Source organism: Psychrobacter sp. Pi2-51, from assembly GCF_904846665.1.
GTDB lineage: Bacteria > Pseudomonadota > Gammaproteobacteria > Pseudomonadales > Moraxellaceae > Psychrobacter > Psychrobacter glaciei.
The window spans coordinates 13639-37973 of record NZ_CAJHBP010000008.1 but is presented as its reverse complement, the minus strand read 5'-3'; the positions used below and the strand labels follow the sequence as shown (position 1 = coordinate 37973).

Annotated in this window: 20 protein-coding genes; 11 read left to right on the top strand and 9 right to left on the bottom strand. The window is 42.9% G+C overall.

Going from position 1 to position 24335, the window contains the following annotated elements:
- Window positions 1–481: 481 nt before the first annotated feature.
- The 3 genes from ssb to JMY08_RS06125 form a co-directional block, all read right to left on the bottom strand.
- Complete coding sequence (gene ssb, locus JMY08_RS06135; RefSeq protein WP_201592261.1) at window positions 482–1105, bottom strand: single-stranded DNA-binding protein; 624 nt, start codon at window positions 1103–1105, stop codon at window positions 482–484.
- A 312-nt stretch (window positions 1106–1417) separates the two neighbouring features.
- A complete protein-coding gene (locus JMY08_RS06130) occupies window positions 1418–2020 on the bottom strand; it encodes a DUF3833 domain-containing protein (RefSeq protein WP_227679609.1) in 603 nt (200 codons plus the stop codon).
- Between the two features lie 132 nt (window positions 2021–2152).
- Window positions 2153–3517, bottom strand: a complete 1365-nt coding sequence (locus tag JMY08_RS06125) for an MFS transporter (RefSeq protein WP_201592260.1) — start codon at window positions 3515–3517, stop codon at window positions 2153–2155.
- Between the two features lie 658 nt (window positions 3518–4175).
- Here JMY08_RS06125 and uvrA point away from each other — a divergent pair.
- Together uvrA and JMY08_RS06115 are read left to right on the top strand one after the other, a co-directional pair.
- A complete protein-coding gene (uvrA, locus tag JMY08_RS06120) occupies window positions 4176–7070 on the top strand; it encodes an excinuclease ABC subunit UvrA (RefSeq protein ID WP_201592259.1) in 2895 nt (964 codons plus the stop codon).
- A 153-nt stretch (window positions 7071–7223) separates the two neighbouring features.
- A complete protein-coding gene (locus tag JMY08_RS06115) occupies window positions 7224–8948 on the top strand; it encodes a DUF4209 domain-containing protein (protein ID WP_201592251.1) in 1725 nt (574 codons plus the stop codon).
- Between the two features lie 94 nt (window positions 8949–9042).
- Here the strand turns inward: JMY08_RS06115 and JMY08_RS06110 are convergent, their stop codons facing one another.
- A complete protein-coding gene (locus JMY08_RS06110) occupies window positions 9043–9324 on the bottom strand; it encodes a DUF503 domain-containing protein (RefSeq protein WP_201592249.1) in 282 nt (93 codons plus the stop codon).
- A gap of 181 nt (window positions 9325–9505) precedes the next feature.
- On the opposite strand from JMY08_RS06110, the gene JMY08_RS06105 reads away from it, so the two are divergent.
- The 3 genes from JMY08_RS06105 (at window position 9506) to gorA (ending at window position 12324) form a co-directional block, all read left to right on the top strand.
- Entirely contained in the window at window positions 9506–10321 is an 816-nt protein-coding gene (locus tag JMY08_RS06105; RefSeq protein WP_189585326.1) for a threonine/serine ThrE exporter family protein, read from the top strand.
- 1 nt (window position 10322) lies between these two features.
- Window positions 10323–10775 (top strand): threonine/serine exporter family protein, encoded by a 453-nt coding sequence (locus tag JMY08_RS06100; protein WP_194619273.1) that lies wholly within the window; start codon window positions 10323–10325, stop codon window positions 10773–10775.
- Between the two features lie 193 nt (window positions 10776–10968).
- Window positions 10969–12324, top strand: a complete 1356-nt coding sequence (gene gorA, locus JMY08_RS06095; protein WP_194619275.1) for a glutathione-disulfide reductase — start codon at window positions 10969–10971, stop codon at window positions 12322–12324.
- A gap of 73 nt (window positions 12325–12397) precedes the next feature.
- Here the strand turns inward: gorA and JMY08_RS06090 are convergent, their stop codons facing one another.
- Complete coding sequence (locus tag JMY08_RS06090; RefSeq protein ID WP_201592248.1) at window positions 12398–12859, bottom strand: DUF2846 domain-containing protein; 462 nt, start codon at window positions 12857–12859, stop codon at window positions 12398–12400.
- A gap of 450 nt (window positions 12860–13309) precedes the next feature.
- On the opposite strand from JMY08_RS06090, the gene JMY08_RS06085 reads away from it, so the two are divergent.
- On the top strand, window positions 13310–13522 hold the full coding sequence (locus JMY08_RS06085; RefSeq protein WP_201592246.1) for a hypothetical protein: 213 nt from the start codon (window positions 13310–13312) through the stop codon (window positions 13520–13522).
- Window positions 13523–13562: 40 nt separating this feature from the next.
- Here the strand turns inward: JMY08_RS06085 and JMY08_RS06080 are convergent, their stop codons facing one another.
- The gene (locus JMY08_RS06080; RefSeq protein ID WP_201592244.1) at window positions 13563–14186 is read right to left on the bottom strand and encodes a GNAT family N-acetyltransferase; all 624 of its coding nucleotides are present in this window, start codon (window positions 14184–14186) and stop codon (window positions 13563–13565) included.
- A gap of 238 nt (window positions 14187–14424) precedes the next feature.
- Complete coding sequence (locus JMY08_RS06075; protein ID WP_201592236.1) at window positions 14425–16062, bottom strand: FAD-dependent oxidoreductase; 1638 nt, start codon at window positions 16060–16062, stop codon at window positions 14425–14427.
- A gap of 266 nt (window positions 16063–16328) precedes the next feature.
- On the opposite strand from JMY08_RS06075, the gene truD reads away from it, so the two are divergent.
- On the top strand, window positions 16329–17582 hold the full coding sequence (gene truD / locus JMY08_RS06070) for a tRNA pseudouridine(13) synthase TruD (protein ID WP_201592234.1): 1254 nt from the start codon (window positions 16329–16331) through the stop codon (window positions 17580–17582).
- A gap of 32 nt (window positions 17583–17614) precedes the next feature.
- On the opposite strand, the gene JMY08_RS06065 is transcribed toward truD, so the two are convergent.
- Window positions 17615–19069: a sensor domain-containing diguanylate cyclase gene (locus tag JMY08_RS06065; RefSeq protein WP_227679608.1), complete on the bottom strand. Its 1455-nt coding sequence runs from the start codon at window positions 19067–19069 to the stop codon at window positions 17615–17617.
- A 346-nt stretch (window positions 19070–19415) separates the two neighbouring features.
- The gene (locus tag JMY08_RS06060) at window positions 19416–20297 is read right to left on the bottom strand and encodes a PHP domain-containing protein (protein ID WP_201592232.1); all 882 of its coding nucleotides are present in this window, start codon (window positions 20295–20297) and stop codon (window positions 19416–19418) included.
- 172 nt (window positions 20298–20469) lie between these two features.
- Here JMY08_RS06060 and ispZ point away from each other — a divergent pair, with 172 nt between their 5' ends.
- The 4 genes from ispZ (at window position 20470) to mnmD (ending at window position 24320) form a co-directional block, all read left to right on the top strand.
- Complete coding sequence (ispZ, locus tag JMY08_RS06055; protein ID WP_010201375.1) at window positions 20470–21021, top strand: septation protein IspZ; 552 nt, start codon at window positions 20470–20472, stop codon at window positions 21019–21021.
- A gap of 187 nt (window positions 21022–21208) precedes the next feature.
- Window positions 21209–21538 (top strand): YciI family protein, encoded by a 330-nt coding sequence (locus JMY08_RS06050; RefSeq protein ID WP_201592230.1) that lies wholly within the window; start codon window positions 21209–21211, stop codon window positions 21536–21538.
- 14 nt (window positions 21539–21552) lie between these two features.
- The gene (locus JMY08_RS06045; protein WP_227500969.1) at window positions 21553–21972 is read left to right on the top strand and encodes a hypothetical protein; all 420 of its coding nucleotides are present in this window, start codon (window positions 21553–21555) and stop codon (window positions 21970–21972) included.
- Between the two features lie 251 nt (window positions 21973–22223).
- Entirely contained in the window at window positions 22224–24320 is a 2097-nt protein-coding gene (mnmD, locus tag JMY08_RS06040) for a tRNA (5-methylaminomethyl-2-thiouridine)(34)-methyltransferase MnmD (protein ID WP_201592228.1), read from the top strand.
- The last annotated feature ends 15 nt before the right edge of the window (window positions 24321–24335 follow it).

The following is a 24335-nucleotide window of genomic DNA, read 5'->3' as shown; positions in this document are numbered from 1 at the left end:
CCTTGAACTTTTATAAATTCTTTCAAAACCATTTTTTTTAAAAGATTTAAGGTGTAATTTTTGCTAAATCATTGGCGACTTTTGATTATATCAATACATTTAATGAAGCGTTAGTATTAGCGAAATCTAATAGAATGAACGGTTGATATAGGATATAAGTGGTCATTTGAATAAGTTCTAGCGAAAAAAATATAAAAATAACCATGAATAATTTCGTTTATAGATATGGTTGATATGATAAACAAGCAGATAAATAGCTAACAGAAATTAGGAGTTTTTCTTATTCTATCGTATTTCAAATTCACTTTTTTATGCGGTATAACATTATCGAGAGCAATAAAGTAATTGCTAAAATTATAAGTATTTTCTTCATTAACTATTTACGCTTACTTTATTTTCTCCATAAAAAAAGAGCCTATTTATATAGGCTCTATCTAACTTAATCAACATTCTTTATTTACGTATTCCTCTAAGGTATATCCTAGAACGGAATATCATCATCGACAGGTCCATCTGGCATTGCTGTCGGCTTTGATTGTGCAGGCTTTTGAGCAGGTTGATTAAACTGATTCTGCTGAGCAGGTGCACCTTGATTATTGTTAAAGCTGTTTTGACCACTGCTAGATTGGTTATAACCACCTTGCTGAGCAGGCTGATTGTTTGCTTGCTGACCAAAATTGTTCTGGTTACTTTGACCACCTTGGTTGCCGTAGCCTTGATTTTGGCCACCTTGGTTATTATTACTGAAGCCGCCATTATCCTGACCACCCGTTGCGCCATCCAGCATTTGCATTTGCTCAGCGCGAATCTCAGTAATATAGCGGTCTTGACCATTGGGATCTTGATATTTTCGGGTACGCAAACTGCCTTCGATATAGACCTTACTGCCTTTACGCAGATACTGCGCAGCGATTTCGCCTAGACGATTAAAGAGTGAAATGCGATGCCATTCGGTGGCTTCTTTCTTTTCACCGCTTTGCTTGTCTGTCCACTGCTCTGACGTCGCAACCGAGATATTGGTCACGCTACCGCCGTTACTAAATTGACGTGCCTCAGGGTCTGCTCCAAGGTTACCGATGATGATAACTTTATTAACTCCGCGCATAGTTCCGTCCTCTTACTTATGAATAATTTAATTACGAGCTTTAATCGAGTCTTTAATATAAACCATTAATTCTATCAGTAATATGGCTTTACTTTAACTATTTTCTTTTAAAATATCTAGTCGCTGTATACAGCAAACGACATGCTACGTCGTGCATTGTTGAGGCTTTGTTTTTATCACTATTAAAAATCAACTTCCCTCTGTGCAATACTATCCATTATTTTGAAGTATCAACATCTTAGCGAGGATTACAAATAGAAAGGACTCCTTAGAGCCCTGAAGAACACCATAAAATATCAGTAATGCCAACGATTATTTATTATTACGATGCATACTGAGAGTGACGCTACCCAGCTCTACGCCAAACTTTTTCATGACTGAACGATTGAGCATGACATCGTCATTAATAAGATACATCCAATCATCAAAATTCACTTTGTAAGTCTTGTCCTCAACGGGCAACTCTAATACGTAATTCCAGTGCAAGGTATTGCCAACCACTTCCCCTGTCGCCTCGCCAATGACATCACCTGCCGTACCTTTCCAAATGCCATCCATTTGCTTGGTCAGTCGCCATATACGCTGTGATTTTGTGCCATCTGCCCAGTCAAACTTCTCATCCAATACAATGACGTTATCGCCTTCGTGAGTAGCATCAATATCGACGTAAAAGCGTTTTTTGACCTCGCCATTGCGACCTTGAAACATGCCCCAGCCATCAATCTGACCGGAGAAAAATTCATGCATATCGAGCGTCGGTGTGGTGTTTTGATAAGCCTGAATATTTTGGGTGGCGCAGCCAGAGGTCAAAAGCGTGGCAGATAGCCCAAAACCTATCGCCAGTTTGACCATTGCTCGGGGAGCAACGTCTTTACCCAAAAAAGCACCATTCAACAGCATTTTAAACTGACTCATATTAATTCCTTTTAAACAGAGATGAATTTTTAGTTTTCACTTATTAGGGTCTGTCTACGCGGTTATTGTTTACTCAGTTTTACCCATTTAGGCTTATTTCTATAACCTTTAGATTGTGGCATAGTTAATCTATTAAAGATCTAATGGACTTTGCGCCAAGCTCGATAGCTGCTGCCGTGAATCCTCTGTCAACTGGGTCTTATCCAGCTTTAAATAAGCCACTTGTTCTTTTGCCATGACCACGAGTTCATCAACGCCGTCTACTGCTAGCACTTGCCGCGACCAATCTTGTATGTTGATGTTTTTGGGAATAGTAACGGTCGTACTTGATAAATACGGTGGATCAGCAATTGGGATAATAAGCAGCAACGAAATGCCCATAATGATAGCCAATATCCCCCACGCCAGCAGATTAGGCTGACTCAATAACAAGCCACCCATTGCACCACCCACAAATGCACCAAAGAACTGACTGGAAGAATTCAGCCCCATAGCCGTGGCTTTATTGGCAACTGGTGCGCGCTTGGATATCCAAGAAGGAATCGTTGCTTCAAGCAGGTTAAAGCCCATAAAGTACAGCAGCAACCCTAAAATAATACCGACGCCGACCTGACTACCCAATGCTAGCACTGCTAAGGCGACGGTCATCAAGGCAATCGCACCCAAGAATACTTGGCGCATTTTGCGTTTCTTTTCGGCAATGATAATAAAAGGAATCGCGACGGCAAAGCCGATAAATAATAACGGCAAATAAACCAAACCCTGCTGACGTACGGATAGACCCATCACCTCATTGAGCTGATGCGGTAATATAACAAATATCGCCGTCATGGTCAGATGGAGGGCAAAGATACCGATATGTAAGCGGTTTAAATCGCCGATTTTTAGCACCGTCGCTAACTGCTGACCAATCGATTTATTATCTAAGTTATGCTTGAGCACTCGTAGCGGCGTCGGTACGAAAAAAAGCAGCAGCATCGCTAGAATAGCAAATCCTGAGGTCAACCAAAACAGCCCAGAGATACCAAGCGAACCAACCAATAGCGGACCGAAAGCAAAAGCAAGCATGATGGAAGTCGCAATGGTTAAACCCATCGTGGCCATCGCTTTGGTGCGCATCTCTTCGCGCGTCACATCAGCGAGTAGCGCCATCAATACCGCAGAGACCGCGCCACTACCTGCCAGCGCCCGACCGATAATGACTTCATAAATATCCGTGGCATTGGCGGCGATGATACCGCCAAGAGCAAATAGCACCAGACCCAAAAAGATAATCGGCTTACGTGGAAACTTATCAGCAGCAAGACTCATCGGTATCTGAAAGATTGCTTGCCCTAGCCCATAAATACCGACCGCTAAGCCAATTAGAAACGGTGTCGCATGCGCATAATTGTCGCCATACACAGAAAATACGGGCACAATCATAAACAAACCAATCATCCGCAAGGCAAATATACCACCGACCCCGAGAATTGCCCGTTTTTCTACGCTATTCATACTTGCCTCACTGGTTCGTCATTGCTGATTTATCACTACTGTGCTGCTTATACTATTGTGACTCTATCAAGGCTTTAGCTATAAATTAAGCCCACTAGTATAAGACATTCGCCATCAGGTTGCCGAGACTTTTGTCTTTTTACGCTTCCTTTGACCATTCCTGCACTTACCTGTAGGGGTGACACCATAATTTTGTTACCAAGTGCATCTGATGGGTCACCATACCTTGAATAATCCCTCCATCATGACAATAAAGCAAGGCAGCGCAGACATTGTTGCCTAAACAGCACTTATGACGCATGTCCTGATAAAAAGACATACCCTAAGCTGACACAGCTTGTACTGATACAGCTTGGATAAATTTATAACAAACCCTCCCTATTAGTTAACACTGATTTGATTTAGATTTGCTTATTAAAGTCAAAACAAAGCACAAAATAAAAACAGTCATTCATATTGTTCGATACAACGCTTAACTGTTATCAAACGATATGCATTTGAGAACTATCCACGCTTTTGTTTAACCCATGAACTCACCCTAAGTTACCCATATTCATTAGTTACTCATATTAGTTACTCATATTAGTTACCTATATTATTATTGAACGACGACCATCTTTTTTAAATACCATTTTAGCAAATAGGAAACCTATCACCGATGGCACATGACCATATCGCAATACGCGGCGCACGTACTCATAATTTAAAAAATGTCGACTTAGACATTCCACGAGATAAATTCGTGGTGATCACTGGCTTATCAGGTTCTGGTAAATCTTCATTGGCATTCGATACCTTGTATGCCGAAGGGCAACGTCGTTACGTCGAGAGCTTGTCGGCGTATGCGCGTCAGTTCCTCTCGCAAATGGAGAAGCCTGACGTCGATAGTATCGAGGGTCTATCCCCTGCGATTGCTATCGAGCAGAAATCAACCAACCATAACCCGCGCTCTACGGTCGGTACGATTACCGAAATTTATGACTATCTGCGCCTGCTGTATGCGCGTATTGGTACGCCGTTTTGCCCTGAGCATGGCGAGCCAATGGTCGCGCAGTCGGTGACTGAGATGGTTGATCAAGTCATGGCACTACCAGATGACACCAAAATCATGATTTTGGCACCCGTCATTCGTGAGCGTAAAGGCGAGCATACGGTATTGCTTGAGCAGCTGATTGGTCAAGGCTTTGTCCGTGTGCGCGTCGACGGTGATGTCTACGATACTGATGAGCTACCAACACTCGATAAAAAGAAAAAGCATACCATCGAAGTCGTCGTTGACCGCTTTAAAGTTCGTGATGACTTAGGTAACCGCGTTGCCGAAAGTTTAGAGACGGCACTACGTCTAGGACAAGGGTTGGTCACGCTCCACTTTATGGATGGCAATCCAAAAGAAGGCGGTGACGAAAATCAAGTCATGTCAGCTAAGCACTCTTGCCCTGTTTGTGATCGTGCCGTGTCTGAGCTTGAACCGCGCATGTTCAGTTTTAACAATCCGTATGGCGCTTGCCCAAGCTGTGATGGTCTCGGTAAACGTCAGTATTTCTCTGCTGAGAAACTGATTACCCATCATGAAAAGTCTCTTAACCAAGGCGCGATTAATGGTTGGGATAAGCGTCACGCTTATTACTTTGGTTTGCTCTCTACTGTCTGCAAGCACTTTAAAATTGACATGGATGCCCCGTGGCAAGATCTGCCAAACGCGCAGCAAGACCTTATTATGAATGGCTCTGGTAAAGAGAAGCTGACCTTTAACTTTACCGATGAGCGCGGTCGCAAGACTAACAAGACTGTACCGTTTGAAGGTGTACTGCCTTATCTGGAGCGTCGTTATGCTAAAACGCAAAGCAATCTAGTCCGTGACGAGCTAGCCAAATATTTGGCTGATACCACTTGTAACGTCTGTGATGGTGCGCGTCTCAATGAGATTTCACGCAATGTCCGTGTCGATGAGCATACTATTGCTGAAATCGTCAAAATGTCTATCGGTGATGCGGCTGACTATTATAAAACGCTAAAAATTGGCGGTCATAAAGGTGAAGTCGCGGAAAAAATCTTTAAAGAGATCAATGAGCGTCTAAACTTCCTCGTTAGTGTCGGACTTGATTATTTATCCCTTGCCCGCTCTGCTGAAACGCTATCGGGCGGTGAAGCGCAGCGTATTCGTTTGGCTAGCCAAATTGGCGCGGGTCTAATGGGCGTCATGTATGTACTTGATGAGCCATCAATCGGTCTGCATCAACGCGATAATGATCGTCTATTAAAAACCTTAACGCGCTTGCGTGATTTGGGCAATACGGTATTGGTCGTTGAACACGATGAAGACGCCATTCGCCAAGCGGATCACGTTATCGATATCGGTGTCGGTGCAGGCGTACATGGCGGTCATATCATCGCTCAAGGTACGGTCGATGACATCATGGCCAATAAAGAATCGCTGACTGGACAATATATGTCTGGCAAGAAAAGAATCGAGATTCCAGCGATTCGTCATAAAGCCAAAACGATAGAGGTTGAGGAAAAAGGTAAAGCCAAACCGAAAAAAGTACCGATGACCATTGAACTAAAAGGTGCGTCTGGTAACAACTTGCACGATGTTGATTTGTCTTTACCAATCGGTATCATGACCTGTATCACGGGTGTTTCAGGTTCTGGTAAATCAACCTTAATTAACCGTACTTTAATGCCACTTGCCGCGACTCAGTTAAACAATGCTTCAACGCTCATCGCGGATAAGCATGACAGCATCAGCGGACTTGAGCATTTGGATAAAATGGTCGATATCGATCAAAGCCCGATTGGTCGTACACCGCGCTCAAATCCAGCGACGTATACGGGCGTGTTTACCCCAGTACGTGAGATGTTTGCACAAACCCAAGAAGCACGTGCCCGTGGTTATAAAGCCGGTCGCTTTAGCTTCAACGTAAAAGGCGGACGCTGTGAGATGTGTCAAGGTGATGGTCTTATCAAAGTTGAGATGCATTTCTTACCGGATATGTATGTGCCGTGTGATACCTGTGAAGGCAAGCGCTATAACCGCGAGACCTTAGAGATTCACTATAAAGGCAAAACCATCGCCGACGTGCTCGATATGACGGTCGAAGATGCGACTGAGTTCTTCTCAGCCATTCCAGCGATTTATCGTCGCTTGCAAGCACTCATGGATGTTGGTCTGAGCTATATTCGCTTGGGTCAGTCTGCACCCACACTATCAGGCGGTGAAGCGCAGCGTGTCAAACTGGCGCGTGAGCTGGCCAAACGTGATACCGGACAGACGCTGTATATCTTAGATGAGCCAACCACTGGTTTGCATTTCCATGATATCGATAAGCTGCTTAATATCCTGCATGCACTACGTGATAAAGGTAATACCATCGTGGTCATCGAGCATAACTTGGATGTTATCAAAACAGCGGATTGGGTGATTGATCTTGGCCCTGAAGGCGGTAAAGGTGGTGGACTGATCATCGCTGAAGGTACGCCTGAGGAAGTGGCAGAAGTGAAAGGCTCGTATACTGGTGAGTTCTTAAAGCCAATGCTTAAGCAAGCCAGTTAATACTCAGAAGTAGTTATTAAAAGGTTATTCTTAATGGAATAGCCTTTTTTACTGCGTGTGTTTTAGTTGAAAGTATTTTGCAGTTAATTTAGTTTTAACTCATATCCGTTAGCCTTTAAACAATCAAAACTCTGCTAGAAAGGAAAGTATTTAATGGAAGTTAAAGAACAATTAAATAAAGATAATTGGAATTACGAGATAAAAGAAGATGATTATTACGGATATTTTTCACTTGCACAATATCTTTTAAAGTTAGCTAAGGCTGCTATTGAGAATAATAATATTGAGGAAGCCGAGTTATTTAGCTTTTTAGCTCAACTTTGCCATTTAGATTTTGATGCCAACTACCAAGATGACCCTTATAAGAACGTTCAAAATATTATAGAAGGCAAAACGCAACAACTTGCTGATATCGTCGATGAAATACATGAGCCTCTGTTAAAAAACAGAGTTGCTGATATCCTTTGGTTATATCATGAGCCTAAGGATATTAGATATGTTCAAATGGCGATTGACTCTGTTATTTCAATGAATTTAAATCAACAGTTCTCTAATACGGATATATTGGCTTGTTGGAAAAGAACATCAATATTAGCACTAAAAACCAAACAAAAAGTTAATGAAATTTGTACTAAGTTAACAGATGAAATAAATAGCAGTTCTGATGAGAAATATTTCAAAATAGGTGTGGCTCGGATTATTCTAGAAGTAGGACTAAATAAAAATAAAGAGCATGTTTTAGCTGAACAAATGCTTGGTATGGTTGAATCTACCAGTTCTGTTTCTAATAATGATATTGATTATTTAGATTTTGCTATTGACTCCTATACAAAAGCTTGTAAATTTAAAAATAAGTCAGAAGTAAACAGTAAAAAAGGGCATCATTTAGAGGCTCAAGCTGATAGCGTGATGCCCAGCTCTGGTTTTACCGCTAATATGCTGTACAAGGAAGCACTCAAAGCATTTCAAAGTATAGAGCAGCAGTTTCGGCAAGACCTAAATACTGATGATGATATTAAGAGAATTAGACAAAAAATTACTAAGGCAAATGTACGTGGATTAGACTCAATGGAAGTATCAGAAACCATCATTGATATTTCGCAAATTATGGAGCAAGCAGTGAATCATGTTTCAGGGAAGAAAAGTTCAACAGAAGCTCTAAGCTACTTTGTCGGTCTAACAGATGAGCCTCACTATCAAAAAATGAAAGAAACATATCATCCAAATTTAATGGACATAGTAGGTGGAATGAGAGCAGTGTCACCTACTGATGGACGTACAATAGCAGTAAACAATCAAATTGACTTTAATGACCCAGAAAGTATAGATAAATGCAAAAATAATCATGCAACGCTTTTATTTATGTCAAGTATTCAACTAATTGTCGAAAGTACAATATTACCCGCACTAGTACAAATAAACTCAGAACATCAAATAAATCAGGAGCTGTTGGAAACTTTATGTGAACACTCCCCTATCGTACCATTTAATCGTCAAAAATTAATGAGCCAAGCTCTATATGCTGGTTTCCAACAGGACTATTATGCTTCAACCCACATATTATGCCCTCAGTTTGAACATATGATTAGAGTAATGCTAAAAAATATAGGTATAAAGACAACATACATAGCTGACGACGGTATTGAAACAGAAAATGGATTAAGCTCATTGATGAAGTCTTCTGAGATAGTTGATCTATTAGGTGAAAACCTATGCTTTGAAATTAAAACGATTTTTACTGACTCGCGAGGTTTCAATTTACGTAATGATATTGCTCACGGTCTATTAGATGATGAATACGCCGTTACTGCTGGAAGTGTATATGCTTGGCATTTAACCCTGAGGTTAATTATTAAATCTTATATTGATAATAAATAAATTTTTAATCTTTATAAGAAGCGTTCAACACCTCACCATCGCATGTCAAAGGTGCAAGGTGCAAGGTGCACGGAACGCTTTTATAACTCAATCTTCAAATAAACTCTTTCTCAACATTCATCACCCGCGCATCTACCATCCGCTCTATCTTTACTTCTATTTGACTACACTGCGACTCGACCTCACGTTTAGACAGCCCGACGATCACAAACGTCCATTCGCTGGCATCATGCCGATCCCGCTCACCGCTTTCACATACCGCGACGCTTGGCGTATTGCCAAAACGCGCATGCAAGCCGCCCATCCGTTGGCGTTTTTCTTTTAACGAGCTACATCCGGGTAGCGCAAAAGTCAGAGTTAAGATAGCGATATGCATTTTATTCTCCTTGCGACAGTGGTTTACGCTTTATAATAGTAGCAAATAAGCACGGCAAGTTATGCTATCGTTACCTTGCCGTATTGATACCTCATAACCAATCACAATGCTCATACTTATACTTATACTTATACTTATACCATTCACAAATATCACAATAGCCAACATGCGTATCTAATCAATGACCTCTATCAGTTACGTACAGCAACAGCACATTACTCGACTATGCGTGCGCTGCGGATTACTCCTTATGCAGTATGGCGCTGAGTCTGCCGTGGTGGTTGACTTATGCAAACGCTTGGGGCTTGCGTTGGGGATGAACAGCGTAGAATGTTCGCTGAACTTTAATGCCATTACCCTGACCACCATCTGTGATGAGCGCTGTATCACCACCACCAGAGACACGATTAATCAAAGCATCAACGTCAATTTACTGGTACAAATCCAGCAAATTATCAATAAAACCGAAGCCGACACAAATAGCGACAAGCCAGATAACAATCAGCTGAAATCTGAGCTGACTGACCGCACCACTCTTGCCTTCGATGAGCTGGATAAAACCGTGTATCCAACGTGGCTAGTAGGCATATTTGTTGGCGCGTCTTGTGCGGCGTTTGCTTACCTGAATGGTGGCAGTTGGTCGATTACCGCAGTGACATTTATCGCTGGTATGGTAGCGATGTTCACCCGTATTTACCTGTCCAAGCAGCATTTCAATCCTTTTATCACCGTCATTGTGACGGCATTTATTGCTTCCTTAATTGGAGCGACGACCTATTATTTTGATATTGGTAATAATGCCGATATTGCCGTTGCCTCTAGTGTGCTCTTACTAGTACCAAGCTTTCCTTTGATCAACTCTTTCTCAGATATCTTAAAAGGCTATGTCAATATTGGGATTGGACGTGCGGTTTTTACTTATATGCTGACCCTATCAGCGTGCGTTGGCATCGTGATGGCACTGGTTTTACTTCGCATACAGCACTGGGGGTTTTAAGATGTGGTTCATTGAAACCGTTGCGCTGTCGTGTATTATTACCCTTGGTTGGACGCTGATGTTTAGCGTACCCAAACGCTATATCCTGCCTTGCTTGCTGATGACTGCGTTTGGCTTCGGACTAAAGACGGCTCTTGTTTATCAGCATGTGCATCTCGTGGTTGCTAGCTTTTTTGGGGCGATGCTTGCCAGCTTTTTAGGTGTATATTTTTCCAAGAAATACACCCTGCCGCCCAAAGCATTAATTTCGCCCAGTGTCATTTGTATGATGCCCGGTATCGCTGCTTATAAGGCGATGGTTAGCATGGTGCAGATTGGATATTTTGGTTTTTCAGATGAGTTATTTAGCCAAATGATGGTGTATTTGTTTGAGGCGTTATTTGTGACCTCGGGATTGGTATTAGGCTTATCCATTCCCGGACTGCTATTTTATAGACGTCGTGCCATTGTTTAAGTAGGTTTAGGCGGGTTCAAGTGAGTTTAGGCAGGTATAGACATTTAAATATTAGGCTGTTTCTAGTGAGATACTAACCACATCGAAGCGACTTAACATACCCTAACCCCAAAAAACTTGTAAGATGAATGATAAGACCCATTACGGTAGAGTCAAAGACAGCACCAATAACAACTTAATCAAGAGATTCATTATGACCAAACATTATGACTATATCGCCATAGGCGGCGGTAGCGGTGGCATTGCTTCAATCAACCGTGCGGCGAGCTATGGCAAAAAATGCGCCATTATCGAAGCCAACCAATTGGGCGGTACTTGTGTGAACTTGGGCTGTGTACCCAAAAAAGTGATGTGGTATGGTGCGCAAGTTGCCGAGGCTATTCATAAATATGCGCCAGATTATGGCTTTGATGTGGATGTTAAAGGTTTTGACTTCCAAAAATTGGTGCAGAGCCGTCAACAATATATCGAAAATATTCACCGCTCTTATGATAATAATTTGGCCAAAAACGGTGTAGAAGTCATCAAAGGCTTTGCCAAATTTGTCGATACCAATACTGTAGAAGTGAATGGCGAGTTGATTACCGCTGACCATATTTTGATTGCCACGGGCGGTCACCCGATTCAGCCAGATATCAAGGGCGCAGAATACGGCATCGATTCTGATGGTTTTTTTGCTTTGAACCATTTGCCAAAACGCGTAGCAATTGTGGGCGCAGGCTATATCGCTGTCGAGATCGCAGGCGTGTTAAACAGTTTGGGCGCTGAGGTGCATTTGTATGTACGCCAGCACTCGCCGCTACGCTCATTTGATCACAGTGTGGTAGAGGCATTACTCATAGAGATGGAGCAAGACGGTATTCAACTACATACCAATACCACACTCACGGAAGTCAATAAAAATGAAGATGGCAGCCTGACTTTATGTACTGAAAATGGCAGCTTAGACGCGACAGATTGTTTGATTTGGGCGATTGGTCGTGCGCCATCGACAGACAATATCAACCTGCAAGTGACGGGTGTAGAAACGAACGAAATCGGCAAAATCAAAGTCGATAAGTTCCAAAACACCAATGTTGCAAATATCTATGCGGTCGGCGATATTATCGAAGATAGTGTTGATTTGACCCCAGTGGCGATTGCCGCAGGTCGCCGCTTGTCAGAGCGCCTATTTAACAACAAGCCTAATGAGCATTTAGACTATACGTTGATACCGACCGTTATCTTTACCCATCCTGCTATTGGTACCATTGGCTTGTCTGAAATCGACGCGGTTGAGCGCTATGGTAAAGACAATATCAAATGCTATAACTCAACATTTACCTCTATGTATAGCGCGGTGACCCAGCATCGTCAGAAATGTATGATGAAACTGGTGTGCTTGGGCGATGATGAAAAAGTCATTGGTCTACACGGTCTTGGCTTTGGTGTTGATGAGATGATTCAAGGCTTTGCAGTCGCGATCAAAATGGGCGCGACTAAAGCTGACTTTGACAATACCGTTGCCATTCATCCAACTGGCTCAGAAGAGTTTGTGACGATGCGTTAGTTTGATAGATTGGAATATATTAAAAAAGGCTACCCTTAACGAGGTAGCCTTTCTTTATAGATAGTGACTTGCACTACTTGCTACAAGTCCCTTTTATTCCGAGTTTGAGGTCAGCGATTGCTTCCCTTCCTTCACTTTCAGGTACCAGTTTAACACCCGCACCACCAACAATTAAACCTGGCTTAATATATTGTTTTACAAAGTAGTTATTACCCGCTGTAGTATCAATCATTAAATCGTTAGGAGAAAATTCAGATTCGGTAGAAACTTTGTGCGGCATATTGCCTAGTACTTCATGATAGAAGAAAGTGCCTCGTGCAGTTTCACCAATACATTCATCATCTACCCACACATCTTTCTTTAAAGCCCCACCCACCACACTATTGCTACGATAAATATATAGACCAGCATTGTTGGCACTAGGTGCTTTCACTTGCTTGAGTACGTTAGATACTTCAACATTTTCAGTGGGTACAGAAGCACAACCGGCAAATAGTATTGATGTAATCGTTAGAAAAGCGATTTTTTTTAGCATGTTATCTCTCTAAGAATAAGGATAGCTTGGTTTAATATATTTCAATGACTTTATTATGAATAACTTATAAGAACATGTCTCAGTTTCAATAGTCGAAACCAACTCATCACTCGCTCGATAAACCTTAAAACTGGTTTTGCAAGTGTCTCAATTATCAGTAATAGCCATGTGATATCTATATGGCTATTACTGATAATTGAGATTTTCGTTGATTATTTATCACTAATCCCCTCGTTCTTAATGTATCTATAAAGTTACTCGAACTATATAGAATTATATCTTAGAATCCAACTTAATTTCTCGATATTTGCCTATTTTTATTCAATATCTTTTTTCTGTACTTGAATCACCTCTATTCGAATAGCTCTGGGAAATTTAAGCGAAGTCACGTTCATACTGACAGCACAATCCCGTTGCTGCTATGATGCAGGTAATAACGACTGTTGAGAGATGACTGTGTGGCAGGTGTATTTGTTTATATTACCGATTGGTCTGGGAATTATGACCTTAGCAGCGAGCTTGTTGTTTTTGTTTGCTTATCTCATGTCTGATGACAATGCCACGCGCTTGCCCGCTTTTAACTGGTTCAAGCGCTTAATTATCGTGGCATTTATACTGCTAAGTGTTGGGCTATTTATGACCTTTGGTCATTTTTGGGGTTAAGTGAGACAGTATAGTTTTCAATGTTTCTTCACTAAACTAGTTAGCTAACAATTTTTTCTAACTCTAATAGTTCTAAATCCTCACGCTTTGGCTCGCCATTATTGCCATCATTTGGAAACGGCATTTTATTACCATTTAACTGATAGCCGCGGCGCTGATAGTAAGCCAACAGCTCAGGACGATGGCTCAAGATAGACATGGTCAAACGCGCAGGGTTTTTATCAGCTGCTTGCCCATCTGACGATAAATGACGAGTAGCGAAAGTTTCTGCTGCTTGCAAAATCACATTGCCAACGCCCTGCCCTTGTAGCACAGGATGTACTGCAAACATGCCTATATAAGCTTTTTTATTTGAGTCATTATTGGTTTTGATATCGACCGCGATACAGCCGAGTAGCTCACCCGTTTCTTCTGCCTCACCTTCACCACTGGTTGTTTTTGGATACACAAACAGATAGTGTTTGGGATTTGCGATGGTATTAGCCAGCTCATCTGGCGTGATACGAATACCGCCGACCAAATCTGCCTCATTGGTCCAGCCTGCCGTTTCCCGATAACAGCAGTTTAATAACTGCTCCAGTGCGCCAATATCACTTGCTTCCGCCTGACGCAAAAATACCGAGTCTTTGCTCAAGTAATCTTTATTCATAGTGTTTTTATTCATATTATAATTTTTCCTTTTATTAGCTATAGTGGATTTACTTTAAAAAGAATACATTACTGCTGGGATGAATTTTTCGAAGCCTCTGGAGTGCAAAGCACACAGCAAGCGAGAGAAACTCATCCCAGCTGGATGTTTGTATTTGTCATATATTTTTTATATTGAACTGACTATGTGTATTAAAAAAGCTGACCCAAATTAATAGGCCAGCCTTAATAGTAATACGTATACATTTTGAGTGCTAGGGCGATAACGCCTGCGCTTGGTCGATAATATTAAATCCAGCATGAATCTGTGCACGCGTCGGCGCATGACCACGGCGGAGTAGCTCAGAGAAAGCAACCAGTTCTTTATCATGCCCTAAAGTGCTAGCCGCACTAGCACGTGTGTCTTCCCCGTCATCATCAAAGTAATATTCGATATAATCTAACGTATCTGGTGAACCAAACAAGATATTATTATCAGGTGTCGCGGCATGACCACTATAGCGTAGGCTCTTACCATATTGCATCGTCCAAAAGAAAGGAATGCGCTCTGCTAGTGAGTTGACATTAGGGTCGTTTAAGATAGTGGCAGCAGTGACCAAGCCATGCTGTAAGGCCACCCGCCAATGTTCGATACGCATGCGTCCCATTTGTCCAGAAGCTTTCGCGATATCGCCCAATGCATAAACCCCATCGCGTAGCTGCAAATGGTCATCCACTTGCACGCCATCTGGCGCGTTTACTTCTTCGAACAGTTCTGTACGTGGTGCTACACCAGTCCCTAAAATCACGATGTCTGCATCAACTTGCTCACCATTTGCTAGTTTAATACCGCCAACTTGCGAAAAATTGCTGTCACTAGTCTCATCCGCTTTTTTTACCTCAACGATTTCGGTCACACTGGCATCAAAGACAAACTGAATGCCTTTTTCCTCATGCAGCTTAATCAGCGCATTACTGACCGTTTCGGAGACAATATTTCCCATCACCCGATGATCTTGTCCGATGACCGTAATAGAAGCCGTCGTGCCTGCTTGCGCTAATGCGGAAGCGACCTCCATACCGATAAAGCCAGTACCGACAATCACCACACGCTGATCGTGACTGGCCGCTTTGATCAATTTGGCATCATCCATACTGCGCAGTGTATAAACGCCATCAAGCTCAGCCCCTTTAAAAGGAGGTATCTTTGGCTCAGCGCCTGTTGCGACCACTAAAAAATCAGCGGTTTTTGTATCGCTATGACCATTTTTATCTTTGATGACAATCGTACGGTCATTGGGTAATACTTCGCTGACGGTTTGATTTAAGCGCAAATTAATATCGTGTTTGCTCGCCCAATCTGCACCGCCCAGGAGCAGCTTTTCTTCAGGCATATTGCCCGCTAAAAATGCTTTGGACAATAATGGACGGTTATAAGGGGCTTTGTCATCGGCACTAATCAAGGTGATTTTGCCGCCATAGCCAGTGTTACGCAGTTGGTGCGCTGTCATAAAACCAGCCGCGCCACCGCCCACGATGAGGGTATGTGTATCCGTCAGTTTGTCATTTGCAATCTGTTTATCTATCTTAGCTGAGGTATTCACCGTCAAGCTGTCACCGTTATCGGTCACTTCATATTGAGTTAGGCCTTCTGTCGCTACTGGCTCTAGCAGTGTGCCATCGCGGCTATCAAACGTCGCGTGATGCCAAGGACAGACCACGCGATTGCCACAACGTAATCCTGTGCCTAAATCTGCGCCTGCGTGCGGGCATTTACCATCGAACGCCTGAAAATCATCGTCGTCGCGGGTAATTAAGATGATACTATCATCATCTTGCTTGTACGATTTCATGCCGCCACTGGCAATATCAGCCTTATTAATAGTCACTGTGTGAATCGTTGCATTGGTCATAAGTCTTCCTTAACAGTTATAATGGTTTCCTGAATCAAACGTGTTGAAAATAACTCTATCGCATCAGTCAGTCTCAACGAAAAACATTATTTTCTCTCTGTTTTTTTAATGCTGTTTTAAAACGCTATGCATTGATAGTAGCAAGACTCTTTCGCACACGCTGTTTTTTTGTATGTTTACTGCGTTGCAAAACGTAATCTTTAATGGTTAATCCATATCTTTAACGCTTCTTGTTAAAATTTATCCTCAAAATAAAAGACGATTTTATGACTTCTCCTAATGCCATCACAGATATTAATGCTAGCCCTAAATCCCCTCTTGAAAGCACTCAAGATAATGAGCAGTTTGATATAGCAAGCATCGATATTACCGCAGCGACAGATACTGCGCAGTTGCCCCAGCCTATTCAACCACCTGTACAGCAAGCAACCTATAAAGCCAACGCAACTGATTTTATCGTTAATGAGCTATTGCCGCTCGAATTCACAGGTGAAGGTGAGCACTTATGGCTGCATATCCAAAAATCAGGGATGAACACCGCATATCTGGCAAAGCTGCTGTCAGAGTGGGCAGAGATTCCTCTGCGCGATGTTGGCTATTCAGGCCTGAAAGATCGTCATGCATTGACAACGCAGTGGTTCAGCTTACGGATACCTAAAAAGCAGTTGCCAGCGGCTGAGTTTGCGCCGATAGATATCGGAGCCAATGAATCGGTCACTATCATCGACCAGCAATGGCACAATAAAAAGCTCAATCGCGGCACGCATCGTGCCAACCAATTTGTCATTACCTTGCGTGATATCCAATTTACTGATTTTGATACGATATCGCCAACACCTGAGCAATTAGTATTGGCAAAGCAAGGTGTCGAGCAGCATTTAGCAAACATCAGCACAACTGGCGTGCCCAACTATTTTGGTCCTCAGCGTTTTGGACGTAATGGCAATAATATTAGAGAAGCATTATCGCTGTTTGCGCGTCCACCGCAACAAAGCCGACCACAATCCAAAAAGAGCAAAAGTAAGCGCGTACCACGAGAGCAAAACAGCATGGAGTTGTCTGCTGCACGTAGTTTGATTTTCAATGAGATATTGGCAGCACGAGTGCGTGATGGCAGCTGGAATACTGGATTGGCAGGCGAAGTGTTTAACTTACAGGGTTCAGGGTCAATATTTACTAGCGAGGAGATAGACGATACGTTGCGTACACGCCTTGAGACGGGTGATATCCATCCCACTGCTGTGTTGTGGGGTGCAGGCAATGATAAAGTCAGCGGTGTGGCAGCAGATATCGAGAATGACCTGATTCAGCAAAATCCGCTATTAGGTCGCTTGGCAAATGGCTTAGAGCAGCGCGAGGTAAAAGCACAACGACGTGCGCTACGCCTACCTATTGAAGCACTATCTTGGGAATGGCAGGATAAAGGTGAGACGCAAATCTTGGTGCTGAACTTTACTTTAACGACAGGCAGCTTTGCCACCAGTGTCTTGGCAAGCTTAGTAAAGCAATTGATACACTAAAGCGTATGCGACTCTTTGACTATGGTAGCTAGTCATGTGCCATAGAGCACCTTAATATTATTATTTTCTGCCGCCAACATCTCGTTGGCACTCACCACTTGATTGCGACCACAGCCTTTGGCTTCGTATAAAGCTTTATCCGCCATACAAATTAAACGCTGGCAAATATCATGCGGTAGCTGCGCTGTGGGAGTTTGACGATTCGCTCGTTTACTGCTGTACGATTTGATGATCCGCGGTATTACAAGCGACTGCGACGCTTCTTTTTGGATGGGTGTTTTGCACGCTTGCTTTATGCAATTGCGCTCGTCATGCGTCAGCGTATATAGCCCTAAGCTGGCGGTCACATTGAAACTTATATTGTCATCGACAATGATGGTTTGCTTGGCAATGCTTAGCCGTAGTTGTTCAGCAATGATCATAGCCGTATCGTGATTCGTATCTGGCAATACAATCAAAAACTCTTCCCCGCCATAGCGACTAATGATGGTTTCATCAGTTAAAGACTGCAAGAGCGTCTGTGCGACCTCCACTAAAACTCGGTCTCCTATCTCATGACCATAATTGTCATTGACCTCTTTAAACCAATCCAAATCCAATAAAATAACGCTGATATCTTGATGGTCTTCTACTGACTTCAGCACTTGCTTCATTTGCGTCAAACCATAACGGCGGTTTTTTAGCTTGGTCAATTCGTCTTGATTGGCATGTAGCAGCACTTCTTTTTTGCTGTCATCCAATATCAATAGCAAGGTGCGAAACATATAAACGATAAAAATAGCTTTGGGCAGTGCCAAAAACACATGGGTTAATCGCCAAAAAAATGTTGAAGAGAGCTGTAATTCACTCATGCTGTCCCAGTCCAATGTCGCGCTTTCAAAAGCGGAGGCGGCAACGGCATTTTCGATAGCCATGACTTCGTTGTAATTCAAATAACTTGGAGTATCAAGCATGGGATAAATCACCGTTAGCTGACGCAAGCTAGGCAAATCAATACCAAGATAAGGCGATACGATAGCCAACAAAATCAGAAAAACTTGCAGCAAAAATACCCGCCAAGCATAACGACGCTTGATCAACACCATTCCTAGCATCGCACCACCAACCAGCGATACCCCTGCAAACAAACTGCTGTAGCCTATCATCACGATGATCACGGCAATATAAATGGTATAAGGCACAATGAACATTATTTGCCATTTATCCAAATCTTTACCGTTGTTTCCGCTACGAGATAAGCAGCCGATTAGCCACCAAATAAATAATCCTGTTACCGTCACCCCTAACCATAGTGGATATAACAGTTGAATATTGACATAATCATTGAGCGTATCTCGACACCACCAGACCATCAAGCACCATAGCCAATGGGAAAACACTTCTATCAACACAAATAAGGCCAGCAGCGACGCCCTATCGGCCGCCTGCCATTCAAAAATAACTCGGGAGAGTTTTTTATAGCCTAAATGAGATATCTTTACAGCCATAATTGGGCTACCGCAGATAATAAAAGTGATTGAGCTAAAACCAAACAAGAAAATAAAGGGGCTAACTTATAGTAAACCCAAATTGTCGCATTTAGTGTGGCAATCTTTCCTTTAACTATCAATCTGTTTAAGTGATTTATACGTCAATATCTGGCATCTTGTTTTATGGCATGGCTTTGCGTCATGGTGTTACTTGATAATTGCGAGTCAAATTTTAACGATTATTATCGTTCATGACTTAATATAATCAAAAGTTACCCTTTGAAAATATTAAATAACATTTAAGTATTATTAAATAAAGGTAGTTTAGCTTATCTATTGGGTCTGAGTGATAGCTTATTTTGGACTAAGCCAATGCCGTAAAAGACTGCCAAATGCCTTGTTGTTCTGGCTGCAATGTCGGCACATCCCCTATCCGTCGCCACGGCATATTACTACCATGAAAGTCGCTCCCTATCGAGGTAACGAGCTCGTGCTCTGCTATGCTGCGATCGACCATTCTACGAGTGCTAATCGGTTCACTATTTGCAGGCAGCTCACAAGCGTCACCGCCCAGCTGAGCAAACTCTTCGATAAGCTTACGCACTCGCGTCGCTGAGAGCTGATAACGCGTTGGATGCGCCAGTACTGCTTTGCCGCCGCACGCGTGAATCAGCTCAATCCCATGCTGCATAGTCAATGCTTCGATTGCCACATAAGCAGGTTTATTGTCTGCCAAGTATTTATCAAAGGCTTTTTGTACCGTTTTCACTTCGCCACGCTCAAACAATACTTGACCGATATGTGCACGCCCAACTGCTTGTGGATTACCACTCGCTTTGTCCAGTACGGCTTGCCACAGCTCATCATAGTTGATATCTAATAGCTCGCTGAGCTTTTCAGTGATTCGTTGACCACGCGTGGCGCGGCTATCCTGTAATTGCTGCAGCGTTGCATGCATTTTTTCGCGGTCAGTGAAATCCAGTCCCAGCACATGAATGATCTTGTTGGTGGATTTATTTTTACCGTAACCACCATTCAGCGTATGTTCACAACTGATTTCAACACCATTGATAAGCGTCATGCCACAGGCAGTGGCAGTGGCTCTCGCGTCATCGATACCCAATAATGTATCGTGGTCTGTCAATGCCAATACATCGACGCCAGCCGCATGGGCGCGTTGCACCACTTCCGCTGGCGCATAAGTGCCATCTGAGCAGGTACTGTGACAATGTAAGTCGATTTTCATATAAAGTGGCCTTAAGGTTTTGAATGTGATAACGCTTATGAGTATGGTATCAATAAAATGCCAAAAAATGGCTAAGGGATGTCATATAAAACGATTATCGTGTTGATTGCTTTTTTTTGGCGCAGTAGACGTGTAAACTACCCCATACGTTTCGTTGGACATGCCACACGCTATGAAAGCCCTATTAGACTTTGTTCCCTTGATCGCTTTTTTTATTGTCGCCCGTACCCAAGGTATTTTGGCGGCAGCAGGCGCTTTACTGATTGCCACTATTGTTGTCTACGCCATTCATTTTATCCGCCAAAAAGGCAAATTTGATAAGCAGCAATGGGTGGTTTTATTATTGACCATCGTATTTTGTGGCGGTACGCTTTTGCTACGCGATGACATTTACTTGCGTTGGAAATCACCGATTATTAATGGCATTTTTGCTTTGACACTGCTTGTCAGTGCCGCTATCAATAAGCCGTTGATGCAGCTAGCGATGAAAGAAGTCTTTACCTTGACGCTTAGCGGTTGGAAAAAACTAACCGTCGCTTGGGCGCTGTTTTTTGCCTTTATGGGTGTACTGCATTATATCACGGCATTTACCATGTCGGATGAGGCTTGGATCAACTTCAAAACTTATGGCTGGATTCCTATTATGTTGGTGTTCGTAGTCGCTCAGTTTGCGCTGCTAAAAAAACATATCAATCCAGCGCTGACCGATAAAACGGCTAAATAAGCGCTAAATAATTAGCCGCTAGGTAAGTAATTGCTAAATAATTAGCCGCTAGAATGATCCAACACTCACCACTCGGTATGCAAGTTTATTGTCTTATAATAACTCATTACTGCAAAATCCTAATATTGATAATGATTAATCAGTAATGATGATACGATTTATTATTACTATTCATTAAGGAATTATTATGTCTTTATTTGCCATTATTGGTCATGACGTTGCTAATAGTAGCGCACAACGGCAGACTACCCGCGCAGAGCACGTCGAGCGCCTGCAAGTATTAGATCGCGAACAACGGTTAATTATCGCCGGTCCGACACCTATTGAACATGGTAAAAGCGAGATGTCAGGCAGCTTAATCATTGCTGACTTTGACTCTCTTGAAGCAGCACAGACATGGGCGGACGCTGAGCCTTACTTGCGTGACGGTGTGTACAGTCATGTCGATATCAGACCCTTTATCCATACCTTACCCAAGCCCGATGACAGCGTATCAGACAAAGTAGCACAGTCGTGAATCAGTGCGCATCCTTGTCAAAAAGTCGCCACTATCAATGTAGCCTTGCTGCTGTCATGCTAATCGCGGCTATGTCAGCGCACGCTGCCCCCACCGTTACCAATACGAGTGCGAATACAGGTACGACTGATCCGTTAGCGGAACAAGCGGCTACCGCGCCAGTAACGACCCCAAATTCAAGCCTTGATATTAACAATACCTTGGCGGCACAGCTGCAACCCTCCAACAAGGCGCTAAATACCGCCAATCAAGAGTTACTCAGTCGTAATGCCCAACTCCAACGGCAGGTCAATGACTTGCAAACCCAAGCCAATGTCTTGGTCTATGAGAGTAAAGGTCAGCTGTTTTTATATGGCGCGTTCACGGTATTAATCAGTTTATTGGTGGGTATTTTTGTGTCTTGGTTGGTGTTTGTGCGCCGCGAACGTTGGTAATACCTGTTTTTATTGATTAAAATTATTTGATTGTCTGTCTATACTTAAAGGCACTTGGCTCAACGACACTTGGCTTAACGGCACTTGATGGAATTCAATTTTTCTGACTCTTCACATATACAGTCAACCTAAAATAATATCCACAACAAAAACCGAGTGTAAGCCATACATGAGTATGGTCAGCGAGGTTGACGCTGTAGTGATTTTATTTTGGTCAGGCTATAGCTAGCAACGCTCTTAAGAACTTCACCATGTCTAACGCTCAACTAAATAACGCTGAACAGCCAAACGTCATTAGCCCTGCCAAGATTCACTGGCAGATGGATGATACAGGTAATAAAGTGCCTGTATCGGGTGAGTTTGGTGATGTTTACTTTTCAAATGCTGATGGTTTAGCAGAGTCACGTCATGTGTTTTTAGCGCACAATCAACTGCCAGAGCGGCTAGCAAACCTTGCAGAAAAGCAGTGCTTTACGATCGCTGAACTGGGTTTTGGTACTGGGTTAAACCTCTTAGCAACTTGGCAGCTATGGCGACAGCTGCGGGATATATACCCTCAATTAGCGACTGCTCGCCTGCATTTTATAACGACTGAAAAACATCCAATCCCGCTTGTAGATTTAACGCAGATCCTTGCCCTATGGGGACAGCGTGCGCCTGAGCTTGCTGAATTCATTAAGCCATTACTAACAGCATACCCACCTCTCATCGCTGGCTGTCATCGTCTAAACTTCTTTGAGGACAATCTGACCGTCGATATATGGTTGGGTGATGCTGCTGAAAGCTTAACCAAATTAGCCTTAGATACGTCTATTAAGCCTGCGCCCTACGTCAATGCTTGGTTTTTAGATGGCTTTGCGCCTTCTTGCAATAGCACATTGTGGACAGATAGTATTTTTGCACAAATGCAGCGTTTATCGCGACCAACGACCACCGCTGCCACATATAGCTGTGCCGGTATCGTAAAACGGGGGCTGCAAGACTGTGGCTTTCAGATTAAAAAAGTGAAAGGCTTTGGTCGTAAGAATCAAATGCTAACGGCAATCATGCTGGATACTATAAATTTAAACGCTAATAATAGTAAAGACATCACCTTTTACAATCATGCTAGTACCGCAGCGCCCGCCACAGACAACAATAGCGAGTCTGTCAAACTTAATGATAATCTGCCCGCCCATACCATCGTTATTGGTGCTGGTGTCTCTGGGTTATTAATGGCTTGGTCGCTGGTCACTCGAGGTATTCAAGTCACCTTACTAGATAAATCAGCCCCCTTAGCAGGCGCTTCAGGTAACCCGCGTGCCTTACTCGCTCCCAAGATGACGCCCATTCATCATGTCGACGAACATCTGCATACCATAGGTTATCTTTATAGCAGCAGATTATATCGCTTGCTGAATGCAAAAGCTGAGCAAGAAAGTATAGCACCGATACTGGAGCCAACTGGCGCGCTCGATTTATTAATCAAAGCCAATATCGGTACAGAGCAAATCGCTGATTATCCTGATTACATGGCAATCACGCTATCCTGCGAACAGGCGCAAAACGCGAGCGGATTAAACGTACAGGATTTATCAGAGAATTTATATTTGCCACAATCTGGATTGGTCAATCCACAAGCATTAAAAAATACGATCTTGACACACCCGCTCATCGATTTTCAGCAGTTAGAAGTTAAAAGCATTAGCGAAACAGAAGAAAGTGTTTGTATCGAAGGCGATAATCAGGATAAGCAGACGATATCCATTAGCGCAGATAACGTGGTGATTTGCGCTGCTTTTGAGAGTCATGAGCTGGACAAGCGTATTTTTGATTGCCGTAAAATTCGCGGTCAGCTTTCTTGGTTTACGCCCACAGTCGCACAGCTAACAAGCCTACCCAAAATTCCGCTCAAATATAGTGGCTACTGTGCATTATTTACCGTGCAAACAGGTGATGAAACTTTAAATAATGTGATGGTGGGTGCGCCGTATTTATTACTAGGCGCGAGCTTTATACGTAATGATACAGCCACGGATATTCGCCAAGAAGAGCATCAGATTAGCCGCGATAAACTAGTGACTGCCATTCCTGAGATGGACTCGATCATTCCAACAGACCTCAGTTTGTGGCAAGGACGGGCGGGTATTCGCACTCAAACGCCTGATTATCATCCAATCGTTGGACAGTTAGATCAAAGCAAACGGATGTGGGTCATGAGTGCGATGGGTGCTAAAGGGTATGCCATTGCACCAATATGTGCTGAAGCGCTAACAGATATGATGTTAGGATCGTTTGCCGCCTTGTCAATGGCGATGCTTGCGCGCCTGTCACCAAATCGGACGCGTTTACAAACACCGTTGACTTAAAAAATCCAAATGATC

Excerpts from the sequence above, each read along its gene's own strand:
- ssb (WP_201592261.1), bottom strand. The coding sequence starts at position 1,105 with ATGCGCGGAGTTAATAAAGTTATCATCATCGGTAACCTTGGAGCAGAC.
- JMY08_RS06130 (WP_227679609.1), bottom strand. The coding sequence starts at position 2,020 with ATGAGTCAGTTTAAAATGCTGTTGAATGGTGCTTTTTTGGGTAAAGAC.
- JMY08_RS06125 (WP_201592260.1), bottom strand. The coding sequence starts at position 3,517 with ATGAATAGCGTAGAAAAACGGGCAATTCTCGGGGTCGGTGGTATATTT.
- uvrA (WP_201592259.1), top strand. The coding sequence starts at position 4,176 with ATGGCACATGACCATATCGCAATACGCGGCGCACGTACTCATAATTTA.
- JMY08_RS06115 (WP_201592251.1), top strand. The coding sequence starts at position 7,224 with ATGGAAGTTAAAGAACAATTAAATAAAGATAATTGGAATTACGAGATA.
- JMY08_RS06110 (WP_201592249.1), bottom strand. The coding sequence starts at position 9,324 with ATGCATATCGCTATCTTAACTCTGACTTTTGCGCTACCCGGATGTAGC.
- JMY08_RS06105 (WP_189585326.1), top strand. The coding sequence starts at position 9,506 with ATGACCTCTATCAGTTACGTACAGCAACAGCACATTACTCGACTATGC.
- JMY08_RS06100 (WP_194619273.1), top strand. The coding sequence starts at position 10,323 with ATGTGGTTCATTGAAACCGTTGCGCTGTCGTGTATTATTACCCTTGGT.
- gorA (WP_194619275.1), top strand. The coding sequence starts at position 10,969 with ATGACCAAACATTATGACTATATCGCCATAGGCGGCGGTAGCGGTGGC.
- JMY08_RS06090 (WP_201592248.1), bottom strand. The coding sequence starts at position 12,859 with ATGCTAAAAAAAATCGCTTTTCTAACGATTACATCAATACTATTTGCC.
- JMY08_RS06085 (WP_201592246.1), top strand. The coding sequence starts at position 13,310 with ATGACTGTGTGGCAGGTGTATTTGTTTATATTACCGATTGGTCTGGGA.
- JMY08_RS06080 (WP_201592244.1), bottom strand. The coding sequence starts at position 14,186 with ATGAATAAAAACACTATGAATAAAGATTACTTGAGCAAAGACTCGGTA.
- JMY08_RS06075 (WP_201592236.1), bottom strand. The coding sequence starts at position 16,062 with ATGACCAATGCAACGATTCACACAGTGACTATTAATAAGGCTGATATT.
- truD (WP_201592234.1), top strand. The coding sequence starts at position 16,329 with ATGACTTCTCCTAATGCCATCACAGATATTAATGCTAGCCCTAAATCC.
- JMY08_RS06065 (WP_227679608.1), bottom strand. The coding sequence starts at position 19,069 with ATGGCTGTAAAGATATCTCATTTAGGCTATAAAAAACTCTCCCGAGTT.
- JMY08_RS06060 (WP_201592232.1), bottom strand. The coding sequence starts at position 20,297 with ATGAAAATCGACTTACATTGTCACAGTACCTGCTCAGATGGCACTTAT.
- ispZ (WP_010201375.1), top strand. The coding sequence starts at position 20,470 with ATGAAAGCCCTATTAGACTTTGTTCCCTTGATCGCTTTTTTTATTGTC.
- JMY08_RS06050 (WP_201592230.1), top strand. The coding sequence starts at position 21,209 with ATGTCTTTATTTGCCATTATTGGTCATGACGTTGCTAATAGTAGCGCA.
- mnmD (WP_201592228.1), top strand. The coding sequence starts at position 22,224 with ATGTCTAACGCTCAACTAAATAACGCTGAACAGCCAAACGTCATTAGC.